General features: G+C 56.7%; 13 protein-coding genes. 1 reads left to right on the top strand and 12 read right to left on the bottom strand.

Annotation, left to right across the window (positions count from 1 at the left end):
* The first annotated feature begins 335 nt into the window (after positions 1-335).
* Positions 336-1,040, top strand: coding sequence for a LytTR family DNA-binding domain-containing protein (locus AC2FD8_RS16840; protein ID WP_496858020.1), 705 nt, complete (start codon positions 336-338; stop codon positions 1,038-1,040).
* 119 nt (positions 1,041-1,159) lie between these two features.
* On the opposite strand, the gene pdeM is transcribed toward AC2FD8_RS16840, so the two are convergent.
* The 12 genes from pdeM to AC2FD8_RS16780 all read right to left on the bottom strand — a co-directional run bounded on the left by pdeM (position 1,160) and on the right by AC2FD8_RS16780 (position 14,680).
* Entirely contained in the window at positions 1,160-1,831 is a 672-nt protein-coding gene (gene pdeM, locus AC2FD8_RS16835) for a ligase-associated DNA damage response endonuclease PdeM (protein ID WP_496858026.1), read from the bottom strand.
* 41 nt (positions 1,832-1,872) lie between these two features.
* Positions 1,873-4,284 carry a ligase-associated DNA damage response DEXH box helicase gene (locus tag AC2FD8_RS16830; RefSeq protein ID WP_496858018.1) on the bottom strand — a complete coding sequence of 804 codons (2,412 nt, stop codon included), beginning with the start codon at positions 4,282-4,284 and terminating at the stop codon, positions 1,873-1,875.
* A 40-nt stretch (positions 4,285-4,324) separates the two neighbouring features.
* Positions 4,325-5,632: a DUF8689 domain-containing protein gene (locus AC2FD8_RS16825; RefSeq protein WP_496858016.1), complete on the bottom strand. Its 1,308-nt coding sequence runs from the start codon at positions 5,630-5,632 to the stop codon at positions 4,325-4,327.
* Between the two features lie 117 nt (positions 5,633-5,749).
* Entirely contained in the window at positions 5,750-6,295 is a 546-nt protein-coding gene (locus AC2FD8_RS16820; protein ID WP_496858014.1) for a prepilin peptidase, read from the bottom strand.
* Between the two features lie 3 nt (positions 6,296-6,298).
* Positions 6,299-7,150, bottom strand: coding sequence for a tetratricopeptide repeat protein (locus tag AC2FD8_RS16815; protein WP_496858012.1), 852 nt, complete (start codon positions 7,148-7,150; stop codon positions 6,299-6,301).
* Between the two features lie 30 nt (positions 7,151-7,180).
* On the bottom strand, positions 7,181-7,762 hold the full coding sequence (locus AC2FD8_RS16810; RefSeq protein WP_496858010.1) for a tetratricopeptide repeat protein: 582 nt from the start codon (positions 7,760-7,762) through the stop codon (positions 7,181-7,183).
* Positions 7,763-7,772: 10 nt separating this feature from the next.
* Entirely contained in the window at positions 7,773-8,747 is a 975-nt protein-coding gene (locus AC2FD8_RS16805; RefSeq protein ID WP_496858008.1) for a type II secretion system F family protein, read from the bottom strand.
* A gap of 10 nt (positions 8,748-8,757) precedes the next feature.
* Positions 8,758-9,726, bottom strand: a complete 969-nt coding sequence (locus tag AC2FD8_RS16800) for a type II secretion system F family protein (RefSeq protein ID WP_496858006.1) — start codon at positions 9,724-9,726, stop codon at positions 8,758-8,760.
* An 11-nt stretch (positions 9,727-9,737) separates the two neighbouring features.
* Positions 9,738-11,168 carry a TadA family conjugal transfer-associated ATPase gene (locus AC2FD8_RS16795; protein ID WP_170471971.1) on the bottom strand — a complete coding sequence of 477 codons (1,431 nt, stop codon included), beginning with the start codon at positions 11,166-11,168 and terminating at the stop codon, positions 9,738-9,740.
* 26 nt (positions 11,169-11,194) lie between these two features.
* On the bottom strand, positions 11,195-12,430 hold the full coding sequence (locus AC2FD8_RS16790) for a CpaE/TadZ family protein (RefSeq protein ID WP_496858004.1): 1,236 nt from the start codon (positions 12,428-12,430) through the stop codon (positions 11,195-11,197).
* 199 nt (positions 12,431-12,629) lie between these two features.
* The gene (locus AC2FD8_RS16785; RefSeq protein WP_496858002.1) at positions 12,630-13,256 is read right to left on the bottom strand and encodes an OmpA family protein; all 627 of its coding nucleotides are present in this window, start codon (positions 13,254-13,256) and stop codon (positions 12,630-12,632) included.
* 17 nt (positions 13,257-13,273) lie between these two features.
* Positions 13,274-14,680 (bottom strand): type II and III secretion system protein family protein, encoded by a 1,407-nt coding sequence (locus AC2FD8_RS16780; protein ID WP_496858000.1) that lies wholly within the window; start codon positions 14,678-14,680, stop codon positions 13,274-13,276.
* Positions 14,681-14,771 lie beyond the last annotated feature (91 nt).

Below are 14,771 nucleotides of genomic sequence, written 5' to 3'. Positions count from 1 at the left end.
ACCATCGCCTGCCTGCTGGCCAACACCGTCACAGCAGCATGCCGCGCAAACAAACTGCCAGAGCCCGAAGGCCTGACAGCCTGAGCAAACGCTGCGTCGGACCGTGCTACGCGGTCCGACCCCGACCACACACGAGCCGGGTCCTTGGCCTGCGTTCGCGTCTATGCGTGAATTGTATTTTACAGTTTCTCAATTCATGATAGTTGTTTTTTTCCAGTCAGTTGCCAAGTAAACATTGAGACCGTCCAAGATGTCCTGACTGGGTCTTGGGCAGTTTTATGGTGAGTATGACCTTACGCCTCGCTTTCTTGCGTTCTCATTTTACCCGGCTTCGGGTGGTCGCAGGCCTCGTTTTCCTGCCCTTGTTGGCCAATGTGTTCCCACCTTTTCTGGTTGCGGATTTGTCCTTTTCTCTGCGTTTGCTGTTCTGGGCAGGTGTGATTGTACTGGCGCTGACCGCCGTTTGGGTCGCGCGGAAAGTGGTGGAAAAACATCAGATATTTGTGCAGTTGCCTGCGCGTGACCTGGCCTATGCGGTCGTGATTCTTTTGATGTTCACTCCGACCCTATGGCTATTGGCGTGGATGCTGTTCACATTGGGTGGTCATATGGCGCCTGAGATGGTGACTGTTGCCAGCTACGGCATTTTGTTTGCGACCGGTCTGTTGCTGGTGCGACGGGCCGAATGGCGCGATGACGCGGCCAAGACCGAGCCTGAAGCCAAGCCAGCGCCACGGATTCTGCGCCGTTTGCCTGAGTCATTTCAGGGTGAATTCTACCGGTTGACCGTGCGCGACCACAATGTGGACGTCGTTACATCTGAGGGGATCTTTACCATCCGTTCACGCTTTGTCGACGCCATTGAAGAGATGGAGCCTGTCGCAGGCCATTGTGCCCATCGGTCGCATTGGGTGTGCGATGCGGCTGTGGTGGACGTCGAGCGGTCCAAGGGCAAGGTTTTCCTGCGTCTGGCCAATAGCGATGTGGTGCCGGTCAGCCGAAAATACCGGCCGAAGCTGGAAGAGGATGGCCTGATCTGAGGCGCAGCATGACGCCTATAGCGTTTCGGGTTAAACCTGCGACACGAATACTCTGCGGCGCTTTCAGCGTTCTCGGGACATTTGTATCACTTGGCGATTCAGGTAAAATCCGAAACGCTCTAGCCGTGTGATCGAGGCATTGGGATCATCTGTGGTTTAGGACCGGTCAGGATAGCCAGCGCTCTGGGCCTCATCAAATCGCTCAGAACCTGATCCGAGCTTCGCAAGCCACCGGTATAGGTGCCAAAAGCGGGCAGAATCAGACGATGTGAATCGCACAGGAAAGCCGGTCGCGTGATGCTGCGACCCCGTGCGCGTAGTGTCGCCTTGGGGTGGTAATGGCCCGAAACCTCGCCTTGCGCCTTGGTCTGCGCAATATGGCGAAAGGTGAGCGTGTTGCAGGTCCACTCGGCCAGATGCGCACCGCCGAGTTCTACTGGGCCGGGGTCGTGATTGCCTTCGATCCAGATCCAGCGACGCCCGGCTTGCAAGGTGGCAATACGCAACCTCTCGGGATCGGATAGCGACCGGGACGCATCCAGATCATCAAAGCTATCCCCCAGGCAGATCATCGTTGTGGCGCCCGTATGCTCTAGATCCTGGGCCAGCCTGTCCAATGTGTCCCGATTGTCATAGGGCGGTAGGATCGCACCGCTGCGCCGGGCCATACGTTCGGACTTGCCAAGGTGAAGGTCGGATACGCACAGCAATTGCCGCTCGGGCCACCACAATGCGCCCGAGGGCAGAGCGTACAGGTTCTGCCCAGCAAAGGAAAACTCAACCTTGTTCATGGAACGTTCTTCGCGCATTTTGCGCATCCGCGCAAGGTGGATCAGAGTGTATCCAGCCCGGCTTCCCGCAGCAATCGCGCACTTTCCTCTGCCAGCAAGCGTTCTTCGGCGGCCCCTTTGACCGGAACTTTTCCGGCCTCAAGGAACAAGGGCGCAGCCAGCGGTGACACACGGTCCAGCCGCATCAGATCAATGCGGTCACCAATCCGTTCGACCATCGCCTCGATCCGACCGAAATCAACCAGGCCGCGCATAGCCTCTTCTCGGGTGATCTGCATCAATAGGTGATCGGGGTCGTATTTCAGCAGCGTATCGTAGAGGATATCTGACGAAAACGTGGCCTGCCGCCCGCTTTTGCGTTGCCCGCCGGTGTTGCGCTCGATCAGGCCGGCGATGGTGGCCGAGGCGCGAAAGGTGCGCTTCATGACGGCATTGCCAGCCAGCCATGTGTCCAATCCGTCGCGCAACGCATCGAGCCGAAACAGAGGCGTTGGATCGGTCACTGCGTCCAAGCCCCAGATGAGGGTCGCGTAGTCGGTTGCAACAAAGCCAAGAGGGGCAAGGCCAGTTTCCTCCATCCGTTTCGTCAGGAGCAGGCCCAGGGTTTGTTGTGCGTTGCGTCCGGCGAAGCCATAGACACAAATATGCTCGCGCCCGTCGCTGGGAAAGCTTTCGACCAGCAGGCGGTCGCGTTGGGGCAGGCGAGAGACATGCCGCTGTAGTTTCAGCCAATCGGCCGTGTGCTGCGGCAACTGGGGCCAATCGGACTGCGCGAACATGCGCAGGATTCGGTCGCTCAACTGTGTTGAGGTGGCGAACTTGGTCCCTGCAAACGTGGCGATCTTGGGTTTCTTGTCAGCACGGCGGCTGACTTCGACCACAAGCTCTCGCAGACCCTCGTAGCGGACGATCTGGCCGCCAATCAGGAAGGTATCGCCGGGGGTCAGAGTGGCTGCGAAAGCCTCCTCAACTTCGCCCAGCGGCTTGCCGCCTCTGCTGCGTTTCAGGCGAACTTTAAGGGTATCGGTGTCCTGAATGGTGCCGAGGTTCATCCGAATGCGGGCCGCAGCGCGCGGGTCTCTTAGCTGCCACAAACCGTCGGCGCATTGCTGCAGCCGTTGCCACCGGTCATAGGCGCGCAGGGCATAGCCGCCGGTCGCGCAGAAATCGAGACAGTCGTCAAACTCGGGCCGCGTCAGATGCGCAAATGGCCCAGCCGAGGTCATCTCGGTGAACAGAGCATCCGCGTCGAACGGCTCTGCAGATGCTGCGATCAGGATATGTTGGCACAGTACGTCTCGGGGGCCTGCGCCGCGTGGTTCTCCGTCCAGATCATGGGCTTTTGCGGCCTCAAGGGCGGCCACGCATTCGACCACTTCAAACCTGTTGGCCGGTACCAGCAGGGCTTTGGATGGCGCGTTGTAGCGATGATTTGCCCGTCCGATTCGTTGCACCAGCCGTTTGACGTTCTTGGGCGCGCCGATCTGGATCACCAGATCTACGTCACCCCAGTCGATCCCCAGATCGAGAGAGCCAGTGCAAACGATGGCACGCAGGTCGCCCCGGACCATGGCGGCCTCGACCCTTTCGCGTTGCTGGCGATCCAGACTGCCGTGATGGATGCCGATAGGCAGGCTGTCTTCGTTGGCAAGCCATAGATTATGAAAGAAAATCTCAGCCTGCGCGCGGGTGTTGTGAAAGATCAGTGTCGTCTTGTGTCGCCGGATTTGGTCCAGCACCGCCGGGATCGCATAAGCCGCACCTCCGCCCGACCATGGCGGCATCTCGGCAGTTTCCAGCATCGCGATGTCGGGATCGGGGCCGGGATCGGCCTGAATGATCTGACACGGGTCGGGGTGACGGGCCAGAAAGCGGGCAATGGCCTTGGGGTCCTCGACCGTGGCCGACAAACCCACACGGCGCATGTTCGGGCACAGGGTCTGGAGCCGCGCCAGCGCCAGCATCAATTGATCCCCGCGTTTACTTTCGGCCAAAGCGTGGATTTCATCGACGATCACACGTTGCACCCCATCAAACATGCGCGGAGCGTCCTCATATGACGTCAGCAGAGCCAGACTCTCGGGCGTGGTGAGCAGGATATGCGGTGGGTCGGCACGTTGGCGTTTTTTCTGCGTGGCCGAGGTGTCGCCGGTACGATCTTCGATGCGGATGGGCAGGTCGATTTCGTCCACGGGTGTGCGCAGGTTGCGTTTGATGTCCGCAGCAAGGGCCTTGAGAGGCGAGACATAGATCGTGTGCAATCCGGTATGCGTACCGTCCGCAAGCTCGGCCAATGAGGGCAGAAACCCCGCCATCGTTTTGCCGCCGCCCGTGGGTGCAATCAGCAACGTGGCAGGGTCCTGTGCCCGGTCGAACATGTCCTGCTGATGTTGATGGATGGTCCAGCCCCTGGTGCTGAACCAAGTGCCGATCCGGGCGGGAATCTGCGTCATGTGCGCAGACTACCCCTGTCATCCCGCAAATGGCACGGCGTTATTTGACGATTTTCTCGTCCTTGACGAACATGTTGGCCCAGGCACGTTCGATCAGATCGGGGGTCATCTGATATGGAATGCCCTCGAACTCACAGATCGAGATCATCTGGTCGATCAGGAAGATCGGCTGGTAGTTCGCATAGATGTTGTCGATAGTCGGGTATTTCACTTTCAACAGATGAACCAGAGCGGCCTCATCCAGCGGCATACCGCGTTTGCGCGCGACCATGGCAAAGATTTTCAGGAAATTCTCTTGGTTCGGACCATCAATCTTGATCTTGAAGAAGATCCGGCGCAGGGCCGCTTGGTCGAAGATCTCATTCGGGTGGAAGTTGGTCGAGAAGATCACCAGCGTGTCGAAGGGAACTTCGAACTTTTCACCCGATTGCAGGCCGAGGATATCCTTGTTCTCTTCCAGCGGAACAATCCAGCGGTTGACGAGGGCCTGCGGGGGTTCGGCCTGACGTCCAAGGTCGTCCACGATAAAGATGCCGCCGGTCGATTTCAGCTGCAGCGGGGCCTGATAAGTCCGCGCGGTTGGATTGTAGACCAAGTCCAGCATGCTCAGCGACAGTTCACCACCGGTCACAACGGTTGGACGTTCACACTGAACATAGCGCGAATCGAACCTCTTGCGGCGGCGCAGGCTGTTGGGGTCGTCAGGCTCCTGCTCAATCGCGGTATGTACGATCGGGTCATAAACGGTGATCACCTGACCGGCATATTCGATGGCGTAGGGGACATAGACATTGTCACCCAACGCATCCCGAATACCGTTCGAGATCGAGGACTTACCATTCCCCGGAGGGCCATACATCAGGATTGAACGGCCTGCGCTGACCGCGGGGCCGAGGTGATCCAGCAGGCTGTCGGGCAGAACCAGATGTCCCATCGCATTGGTCAGCTGGTCCCGTGTGACCTGAATGTTGCGGATCGACTGGCGTTTGACCTGCTCTCGATACACATCCAGTGGCACGGGCATTGCGCCGAAATATTCCGACTGGCTGAGCGCGTCCAACGCACGGGCCTTGCCGGCGTCAGTCAGCTGATATCCCATCTCGTTGCCGCTATTGGCGTTCAGGGTACCCGTGGCCTCAAGCAGTTTTTGGTCACGCGCAATGTCGATCAGTTCCTGCGTGACAGAACCGGGCAGGCAGATAGCCTCGGCCACTTCGGTTACGGTGCTGGCATTCTTGCGAAAGATCGTCTTCAGCAAAATATCCCGCATCATCACCAACGGGAGCTGCATTTCACCCAAACCCTTAGGGGTAGGGGGCGCCATAACTGCGGAGGTCTGCATATTCATGAGCGGGACTCGTCTGTTCTGATGTCGCACCAAAGGCCCCAAAGCGGGCCAGTTGTGTGAAATCTGGCGCAGCTTTGTGGCGGGACCAAGGCAGCGACAAGGCGCGCAGATGATAGTTTACGATCCGAGAACAGTCCCGAGAATCAGATACATGGCCAGCGAACCGGACAGGGCCAGCCCCATCGGGAACTGTTTGCCCTTGTCCCAGCTATCCCAATGCGGGGCAATCGTGCGCAGCCTTGTGTGCTTGGCCAAACGGTGGGTCGACACGGCACCAAGAACGCAGGCCATCAAAACAGCCATCAGCAGAACCACATCCGCAAGCCAGATGAATGGGGCGGCTGCCGCCAGAAACTTGGCATCGCCCGCGCCCATCGCACCGGCGGCGTTCAGGATGATACCGGCAAGGAGAACGACGAAAATGTGCAGGAATTGCCATATATAGATCGGTAATGCGACGTTGAAAGGCCCGATCTGCCCGCCAATCAGCCCCGTCGACCACGGAGGCAGCACAAACAACCCAACAACGATATAGACCAGAACCAGCGCCGTGACGGCGTGGTTCTTGATCTTCATTTCACGCATATCCGTGAAGGCGACGTAAAAGCAGATCGGCAACACAAAGGGCAGAAACCACGCCGCCACATAGGCTGGGATCGCCATGTCTCAGCTTTCCTCAAGCGCCCGAAGCGAGCGGACGGCTTCATCGAAATGCTGGGGATGGGTTGCAATCGCCTCGCGGAGGAGGTTCTTGCCGGTTGTCGTATCCCCTTGTTTCACCGCGGAAATCGCCATCGTATTCAACAGCCGGGCGCGTTCAACCTGTGTCATGGGCACCACCGGCAGGCTGTAATTCCCCTGCGCCGACCGGGCCAGAACCAAATTGTTCTTGGCTGTAAACAGGCTTTTGTCCTGCCGAACAGCTTCGGTGAACAGGCGTTCGGCCTCGGCATATTGTCCGCGGGTCAGCTTGGAATAGCCCCAGTTGTTCATCACTCCACCCGGGCGCGTGGTCAGACCCACGGCCGTTTCATAGAAGTGATCGGCGCGTTTCCATTCCTTGCGTGAATCGGCGACGACGGCTTCAAGCCGGTAGCGCTTGAACGATTCATGCGTCGGCGGGACCGAGTTCAAAACCGTGTGTGCTGTGTTCCAATCCCCATTGCGCACCAGCGCATCCGCGTATTCGACCCGGTCGGTTGCATTGGACCCTTTCATGGCCGTTACGCGTTTCCACGCGGCGGCCGCTTCGGTCGAGCGCTTGGCGCGACCCAGCGAGATCGCAAGCCCGCGCTGCAGGTCAATCCGGTCCGGATTCTTAGCGGCGGCGTTATGGAAATAGGTGACCGCCTCATTAGGGTCGGCCGCGGTCAGAAGCACGTCGTTCAGGTTGGTTTCGTCAATGACGTTCACTTCCTGAAACGTACGTTCAACCTTTTCCTCTTCGGTTTCTTTTGCACAGGCGGACAGGATCAACCCAGTGACCACGAGTGACGGAATCAAGAATTGTTGGCGCATTTTTGCGTCCTTTTACTGCTCTTGCCTCGGTTACTGGATTTTGCGTAGCGAAAATTGCCCGTCGCCTAGCTGCTCCAGCGTATATTCTTGTTCTTGGACAGTATTATTAACAGGGTTTTCCATTTTTGCGATAGCTAAGCGAAGATTGTCGCGGATTGCGTCACTTTCGCCATTGTCCAACGCAAAGGCCCGTCGAAACACCAGTTCTGCTTCGGGGTATTGTCGGGTTTCCATCAGTAGAACACCCAGATTGTTCCAGGCGATCGGCCAGTCTGTGTCATCCTCGACCGCGCGGCGTAGCAGAGTTTCCGCCTGACCCAAACGACGCAGCCCGAGATTGGCCGTCCCCAATGAGGTCAGGACCTGCGGTGTCATCCCTTGTTCCAGCGCGGCGCGGGTAAAGCTGTCGAGGGCCAGCTCATATTCTCCGGCGGCCATCAGGCGGTTTCCAACGGTGATGTTGTCTTCGGCCTGCCCTGTCGGATCTATACCCGGCGCGTCGAGGTCATCAGACAGGTTCCCTTCCGTGCAAGAGGCCACCATGGCGAAAACCATGATGGCCTGAAAACTTCGGCGAAGCCCACGCAGGGCGCAGCCTTTTTTTGGTCGCATCGAAGTTAACTCATCTTCCGAAGTCAGCAATCACACCTGCAGACGGTCCGACCAGGATTACAAGTAGCGGTGGTACCGTCAGTCCCATTGTGACCAGAGTCATCTTGGTAGGCAACTTGTTTGCGGCTTCCTCCGCGCGCATCACGCGCTTGTCACGCATTTCACCGGCATAGACCCGAAGAGCTTCGGCAATGGAGGTGCCGAAAGTAGCGGATTGGATCATCACGGTCACAAAAGCCCTGACATCCTGAACCCCGCAGCGGGTTCCGAAATCACGCAGGACTGTGTCTTTGTCTTTACCAGCTTTCATTTCGTAAGCCACAACCTCGAATTCCTGCGAAATCTCGGGGTAGGAGCTTTTCATTTCGGCCGCTACGCGCACAATGGCCTGATCCAAAGACTGCCCGGCTTCGACGCAGACCAGCATCAAGTCCAACGTGTCCGGAAAGGCCGCTGTGATAGCCTGTTTTCTCTCTTCCACGCGGCGGGTTATCCAATATTTGGGGATGTAGTAGCCAATCGCACCGGGGATCAGAACGCGGATAATCAATTGTGTTCCGGTAAATTCCTGACCACCCGAGAACACTGTTACCCACAGCACTCCGAACAAAATTCCCATGATGCCAAGCGCGAACTGTGCGAAGTGATAGAAACGAACCGCATCTTTCGACTGGTAACCAGCCTGCCGCATCGTCAACTGAACAGCGGAAAGTTCCTCTTCACTCTTGGGCTCAAGAAAGGTGGCGAACTTCTCGAGTTGCTCGTTTCGACCGCCGTTTCGCAGTTGGTCTTTCTTGGGTTTTTTCTCTTTCCGCGGAGCCGTCGTGTTGCGTTGCAGCTTCTTTAGTGGATCTTCTGGCTGGTTCAGCATCAGAAGAACAGCCACGGCAATCAACACAAAACCAAGTACGCCAACCACGATCAGGGGGCCGAACTCACCAAGGTGTTGCGTTAGGACATTGTTGATGGAGGATAGGAATTCCATTGAACTGACCTCAGACCTTGATGTTGGTAATGATCTTCATGACGATCAGGTTCAGTGTCAGCATGATGCCGACAAAGAAACACAGCGGAATGAACCACGGGTGATCCAATACATCGTCATAGTAGCCGGGGTCCTTGACCAGAATGAAGACAAGGCACGCTAGTGGGAATCCCGACAGAAACTTTCCGGACCATTGCGCCTCGGCCGTGATTGCTTTGACCCGGCGGAATAGGCGGAAACGAGCGCGGATCACCTGTGCCAGACCGGCCAGAATTTCGGCCAGGTTGCCACCTGATTGTTGTTGAATACCGACGGCGACCGCGAGAAAGCGCAAATCCTGCATGTCCAACCGCTCGGCCATGTCTTTAAGTGCCTCGCCGACATCGCGACCATAGGCGCATTCATCTGCGATGATGCCCAGTTCAGTCCCAAGGGGATCCTGAACCTCGTTCGCTGCGATTTGAACAGACGAGACAAAAGGGTTGCCGACCCGCAGGGATCGAACCATCAGCTCGACTGCGTCGGGAAGCTGCTCTTCAATCATGCTCATGCGTTTGTTGGCTTTTCTGCTAACCCACATGAAAACAGCGCCGACGCCGATAGCGATTGAAATGGCGGTGCGCAAAACCGTGTCTGTTGACGTACCAATGCTTAGGCCGACAAAAGCCGCAGCTGACACAAGACCCATGATCATGATCAGCTGTCTTGGGGTAAACGCGATGGCGGCTTTTTGGGCTTTGTCTGCGAGCAGCGAATACAGAGGGATGCTCTGTGTTTTCATATGCTGCTGCATTTCCTTGCGCAGCTGTTCCAGAACCTGCTCGCGGCCCGCGCCCTTGTCGAGCATGTCGAGACGTCGGTTGACCCGGCTGTTCAGGCTGATGGACTTGCCGAATGCCACAAGATAGATGCCTTCCACCAGGGCGAGGACACCCACGAAGATGGCGACATAGATGAGAGCCTCTGTAGGCAATTGCATGTCGTGATCTCCTACATTGTAGTTGGGTCGTAGATGGACGAGGGCAGGTCAAAGCCCCACAGACGGAAGCGCTCGGAATAGTGGCTGCGCACGCCGGTGGCGGTGAAGTGACCGATGATCTTGTTGTCGGGTGTCAGGCCAACACGTTGAAAACGAAAGATTTCCTGCATCGAAATCACATCGCCTTCCATCCCGGTAATTTCCGTGATCGAGGTCATGCGACGCGAGCCATCCTGCAAACGGCTGGCTTGAACGATCAGGTTCACGGCGCTTGAGATCTGGCTGCGAACCGCCTTGATCGGCATCTCGATCCCGGCCATCGCAATCATGTTTTCCAGACGCGAGATCCCGTCCCGTGCTGAGTTCGCGTGGATCGTGGTCATCGAGCCGTCGTGGCCGGTATTCATGGCCTGAAGCATATCGATCACCTCGGCGCCACGCGTCTCGCCCACGATGATTCGGTCGGGACGCATCCGCAGGGCGTTTTTCAGACAGTCGCGAGGGCTAACCTCGCCCTTGCCTTCGACGTTGGGGGGGCGGCTTTCCATGCGGCCGACGTGAGTCTGCTGCAGTTGAAGTTCCGCCGTGTCCTCGATGGTCAGAATGCGTTCGGCGTCGTCAATGAAACTGGACAGGGCGTTCAAAGTGGTGGTTTTACCAGAACCTGTACCGCCCGAAACGATGATATTCAGGCGCGTCGACACGGCGGCTTGCAGATATGCGGCCATTTCTTCAGTAAAGGCACCAAAATTAACCAGATCGTCGATGCCGAGCTTGTCTTTCTTGAATTTACGAATGGAAACCAGCGACCCGTCAACCGCAATCGGCGGAACCATCGCGTTGAAACGCGAACCATCCGCCAAGCGGGCATCAACATAAGGGTTGGATTCATCGACACGACGACCCACTGCGGAGACGATCTTGTCGATAATCCGCATCAGGTGCTTTTCGTCTTTGAATGTGATGTCGCTGATTTCCAGCTTACCCGCACGTTCGACAAAAATCTGTTGCGGGCCGTTCACAAGAATATCGTTGACGGTATCGTCGCGTAGCAGAGCCTCAAGTGGTCCGAGGCCTGTAACCTCGTCATAAAGCTCTTTGTTCAGCTGTGCCCGGTCGTCTCGATTCAAAACGATGCTTTTTGCTTCCAGCACCTCACTGGCAATTGCGCTGATCTCGGTACGAAGCTCAGCCTCACCTGCGTTTTCAAGGGCCGCCAGGTTCAGGTTTTCCAACAACTCTCGGTGCAGCTCAATCTTGATTTCGCTCAAGCGCTCTTTGCGTTTGCGATCGCGGTCCGCGCTCGTGACCTCGCCAGCTTTCTTCTGAACGGGCTTGCGCGCAACCGCTGTTGCAGTCGGTGCTGCAGGGGCCGCCTCGGGCGCTTTGGCTGGTGTTTCGACCGGCTGCGCATCAGACGCTTTCTTATATCTGGAAAACATGGCGGCTACTTCCCTTTGGGATTGTTTTACGCGGCTTCGGCGTCGTTGCTGCCGAGACTGTGGAGCGATTTTGCAAGCTTGGCGATTTCGCGGCGCAGCGGGTTTTTGGCGGCGGAACTGGCCAGTGGCAGGCCATGATCGCCGCTTTGCATCACCGGCTTGCCCCCATCGGGCAATTGCAGGTCGATTGAAATTCCAAGGCTTTCGCCCATTCGTTTGATGCGTCCCTTTCCGTTCAAATCGGTGAACTTCGGGGCCCGGTTCAGGGCGAACCGCAGCTTGTTGAACGGCAGCTCTTCGGCTTGCAAGGCGCGTTTCAAGCGCAACGCGTTCTGGGCCGAACGCATATCAAGCTCGATCATGGCGAAATAGACATGTGCGGCTTGCAGAACGGTTTCTGACCACAAAACTAATGTCTTGGGCATGTCCACGATCACATAGTCGAAGTGCTTGCGTGCCGTATCTATCACGCGCTGGATGTCTTCGGGTGTGATCAGATCCAACGGCACCATGTCGGACGGAGCGGTCAGAACCTGCATTTTTTCTTCATAACTTTGAAGGGCCTGCGAGAAGACCTCATCATCCATTGACGCCGTGTCGGACAGCATCTCGAACACGGTTTCACGGCGGGGCAGGTCCAGATAAGTCGAGACCGTGCCATATTGCAGGTCCAAGTCAATCAGACAGACAGAAGGCGCATCCTTGTCCGAGATCGTTGCGAGTTCCCAAGCCAGATTCACAGCCAGTGTCGTGGAGCCAACGCCGCCCGCCAGCCCTTGCACAACGAACAGAGCGCCTTCTTTTGATTCTCCACCGGTCAGAGTGGCAGCGGCTGCTTGAGCTGCAACGACAGGATCGGGCTTGTTCATTCGCTCGATCGCTTCGTTCAGCTCACCTTCGGGAAGCGGGTAGGGGACAAATTCATCCGCGCCTTTGCGCAAAAGCTGGTGTAGCGAGGCGGGGGACACGTCCTCGGCAATCAGCACGACTTTGATCTTCTTGTCTTTTGCCTGGGTGATGATTTCACCCATCATCGAGAGGTTGTCTTCATCCTCACCATCAATAGCCAGAGCAACGAATTCCAGTGTTTCCGCTTCGGGTTGGCTGAAAAACGCGAGAGCTTCGGCAAAACCAAGATCGCCCCAACGCTCACCCAGAATGGTTTCCATGTCTTCGATCAATAGATCAAAGTTCTGGACGTCCCGGCTGATTGTACAGGCCAGAATTCCCGAGTCGTTGTCTTGCGGCGTCGCGCTACTCATATACACAGTCCTCGTAGAGAGGGCTTGGCATTTCATGCGAACGTGAACGCTCGGGTAGATTTGCTGTCGCCCCAATGCGGTCAATTTTGGCCGCAGGTCACCCTATTGTTCACAATGTGGCTTGGAAGTTGGGCGAGAATTTGGCGCAAAAGAACCAATTGTAGGGAAACGGGCGACGATGTCGCCCGTTCAGATGGGATTATCCACCACTGCCATCAGTCGCATCGACCTGCTCGATACTCGATCCGGCGACAGCGCTTTCGACGTATTCGCGGTAGATGACCTCGGCGTACTTACCATCCAGTGTCTGCGGTGCGCGGTCCACAAAACCCGAAACCTCGGTCACTGTCCGGCGATTTCGGCGGTCGCGATTCGTTGTTGCAACCAGCGGTCGGGTTTTGCCGAAAGAAACCACCGCCTCAAGCCGAGATCGCGAGATCCCCTGTTGCGCAAAGAAGGACACAACGGCCTGCGCCCGGCGCAAACCAAGGCTCTTGTTGTATCCGGCGGAGCCGACCGCATCAGTGTGGCCATATACACGGAACCGTGCTTCGGGGAATTGTTTGATCCAATCCGCCTGTTGCAACAGAATGCGTTGCGCCGATGCATCCAACTGCGAACTGTTGAAGGCAAAGTTCACCTGGCTCGGGACTTCGGCGGCGAACCTGCGGCTCAGAATCTGAGCGTATGTCAGTTCACCGTTCATGACCTGCGAGTTGTTCAGCGTCGCGTTGCCAAAGGTTCCCGTATCAATTTCATATCCGGCTTCGCGCGTACATGCGGCGACTGCGACCGAAAGACCTAAGGTGAGTATCAACGTTTTCATTGGTCCTAACCTCCTCATCAATCCAGAATATAGCCGTAGGAACTGCCAAAATCTTGCTTGGCCACTTCCGATGCGCCACCTGCGCCTGCGCGCTCGGTCCGAGCGACCTGACCGTTTAAGAACAGATCAAACTCACTTGGTGGTTTTACCCGATCTGTCGGCAAAGCAAGCGTTTCCCCACGGGTGGGTGAGACCAGATGCGCGGTTATGATGATAACCAACTCACTCTGTTCACGCTGATACTGCGCGCTGCGGAACAGGGTACCCAGAACAGGTACGTCTCCCAGCCACGGAACCTGGTTGCTCAGATCCGAGAAGTCATCCTGAATCAGGCCGGCGATTGCAAAGCTCTCACCGTCGCGTAGTTCAATGGTGGTTGAGGTCTGTCGGGTAATGAAGCTTGGGACCGAATCGCCGTTGATCGTAAAGTTCGAGGATTCATCAATGCTCGATACCGCTGTACCAAGTTCCAGGTTGATAAGATCACCGTCGACCACGCGCGGAATGAAGTCGATTTCAACGCCGAATGCGCGGTATTCGATGGCGACAACACCGTCATCTGCGGGCACTGGGATCGGGACCTCGCCACCGGCGAGGAAGGTCGCCTGCTGACCCGAAAGGGCAGACAAGTTTGGTTCTGCTAAAGTACGTGCCAATCCCTTGGTTTCAAGGGCTTCAATCAGCAGCCTTACTTGCGTTGATCCAGCCCCAAAACCGAACAGAATTGCGCCCGTATTTGCTTGAGCAATCGGAATGTTGTTGGCTAGTGCGTTGGACAACGCACCCTGAGTGTTGAGGGTGTTGAAACCCGCTGTAACATCACCGCCACCGAAGCCAAGCGATGTCGACAGGTTTTTGGCAACCGAGCGGTTCATTTCGGCGAAACGCACCTTCAGCATGACCTGTTGCACACCGCCGACCGACATCAGGTTCGAGACCCGGTCGGGGGCATAGCGTTCGGCCAGTTCCAATGCCCGGGCCAGTTTGGCCGCCCCGGAAACTGTGCCGGACAATACGATGCCGTCGTTGGCAGTGCGCACTTCGATTTGTTCGTTAGGCAAAATCTGCCTTAGGCGCTCTTTGAATTCAGTCACGTCCGGCGATACACGCACGCGGACGTTCGCCAAAAGCATACCGGCGCCATCGAACAGTGTAAGTGTCGTCAGGCCGGGTGCTCTGCCCAACACATAAATCGTGCGCTCTGAAAGCGACGAGATGTCGGCAATGCCGGCATTCGCGATACTGAGTTCGGCAAACGGTTCTTCACTTTCAACAACGATCGCGCGGTTTACAGGAACTTCCAGCGTTTCCACTGTGCCCTTTTTAACCACGCGAAGAGTTTCTGCCCAAGCGGCATCGCCGATTGGGCTAACTACAAGCGACAACCCCAGCAGGGTTGCGCTGATCCAGGAACGTATTTTCATGTGACCTGCCTCTCCGATCACGCCTCATTTTTTTGGGTCTTATGCCCTATAGGCGAAACTCTGCGCGAAAACCGAATTTATTGCAATAATC

Source organism: Ruegeria sp. YTSC192, assembly GCF_059609705.1.
This window is presented reverse-complemented; position numbering and strand designations above follow the sequence as displayed.

What these genes read in the sequence shown, in the direction of transcription:
- AC2FD8_RS16815 (WP_496858012.1), bottom strand. Translation starts at nt 7,150, where the DNA reads ATGCGCCAACAATTCTTGATTCCGTCACTCGTGGTCACTGGGTTGATC.
- AC2FD8_RS16805 (WP_496858008.1), bottom strand. Translation starts at nt 8,747, where the DNA reads ATGGAATTCCTATCCTCCATCAACAATGTCCTAACGCAACACCTTGGT.
- AC2FD8_RS16795 (WP_170471971.1), bottom strand. Translation starts at nt 11,168, where the DNA reads ATGTTTTCCAGATATAAGAAAGCGTCTGATGCGCAGCCGGTCGAAACA.
- AC2FD8_RS16785 (WP_496858002.1), bottom strand. Translation starts at nt 13,256, where the DNA reads ATGAAAACGTTGATACTCACCTTAGGTCTTTCGGTCGCAGTCGCCGCA.
- pdeM (WP_496858026.1), bottom strand. Translation starts at nt 1,831, where the DNA reads ATGAACAAGGTTGAGTTTTCCTTTGCTGGGCAGAACCTGTACGCTCTG.
- AC2FD8_RS16820 (WP_496858014.1), bottom strand. Translation starts at nt 6,295, where the DNA reads ATGGCGATCCCAGCCTATGTGGCGGCGTGGTTTCTGCCCTTTGTGTTG.
- AC2FD8_RS16830 (WP_496858018.1), bottom strand. Translation starts at nt 4,284, where the DNA reads ATGACGCAGATTCCCGCCCGGATCGGCACTTGGTTCAGCACCAGGGGC.
- AC2FD8_RS16825 (WP_496858016.1), bottom strand. Translation starts at nt 5,632, where the DNA reads ATGAATATGCAGACCTCCGCAGTTATGGCGCCCCCTACCCCTAAGGGT.
- AC2FD8_RS16800 (WP_496858006.1), bottom strand. Translation starts at nt 9,726, where the DNA reads ATGCAATTGCCTACAGAGGCTCTCATCTATGTCGCCATCTTCGTGGGT.
- AC2FD8_RS16810 (WP_496858010.1), bottom strand. Translation starts at nt 7,762, where the DNA reads ATGCGACCAAAAAAAGGCTGCGCCCTGCGTGGGCTTCGCCGAAGTTTT.
- AC2FD8_RS16790 (WP_496858004.1), bottom strand. Translation starts at nt 12,430, where the DNA reads ATGAGTAGCGCGACGCCGCAAGACAACGACTCGGGAATTCTGGCCTGT.
- AC2FD8_RS16780 (WP_496858000.1), bottom strand. Translation starts at nt 14,680, where the DNA reads ATGAAAATACGTTCCTGGATCAGCGCAACCCTGCTGGGGTTGTCGCTT.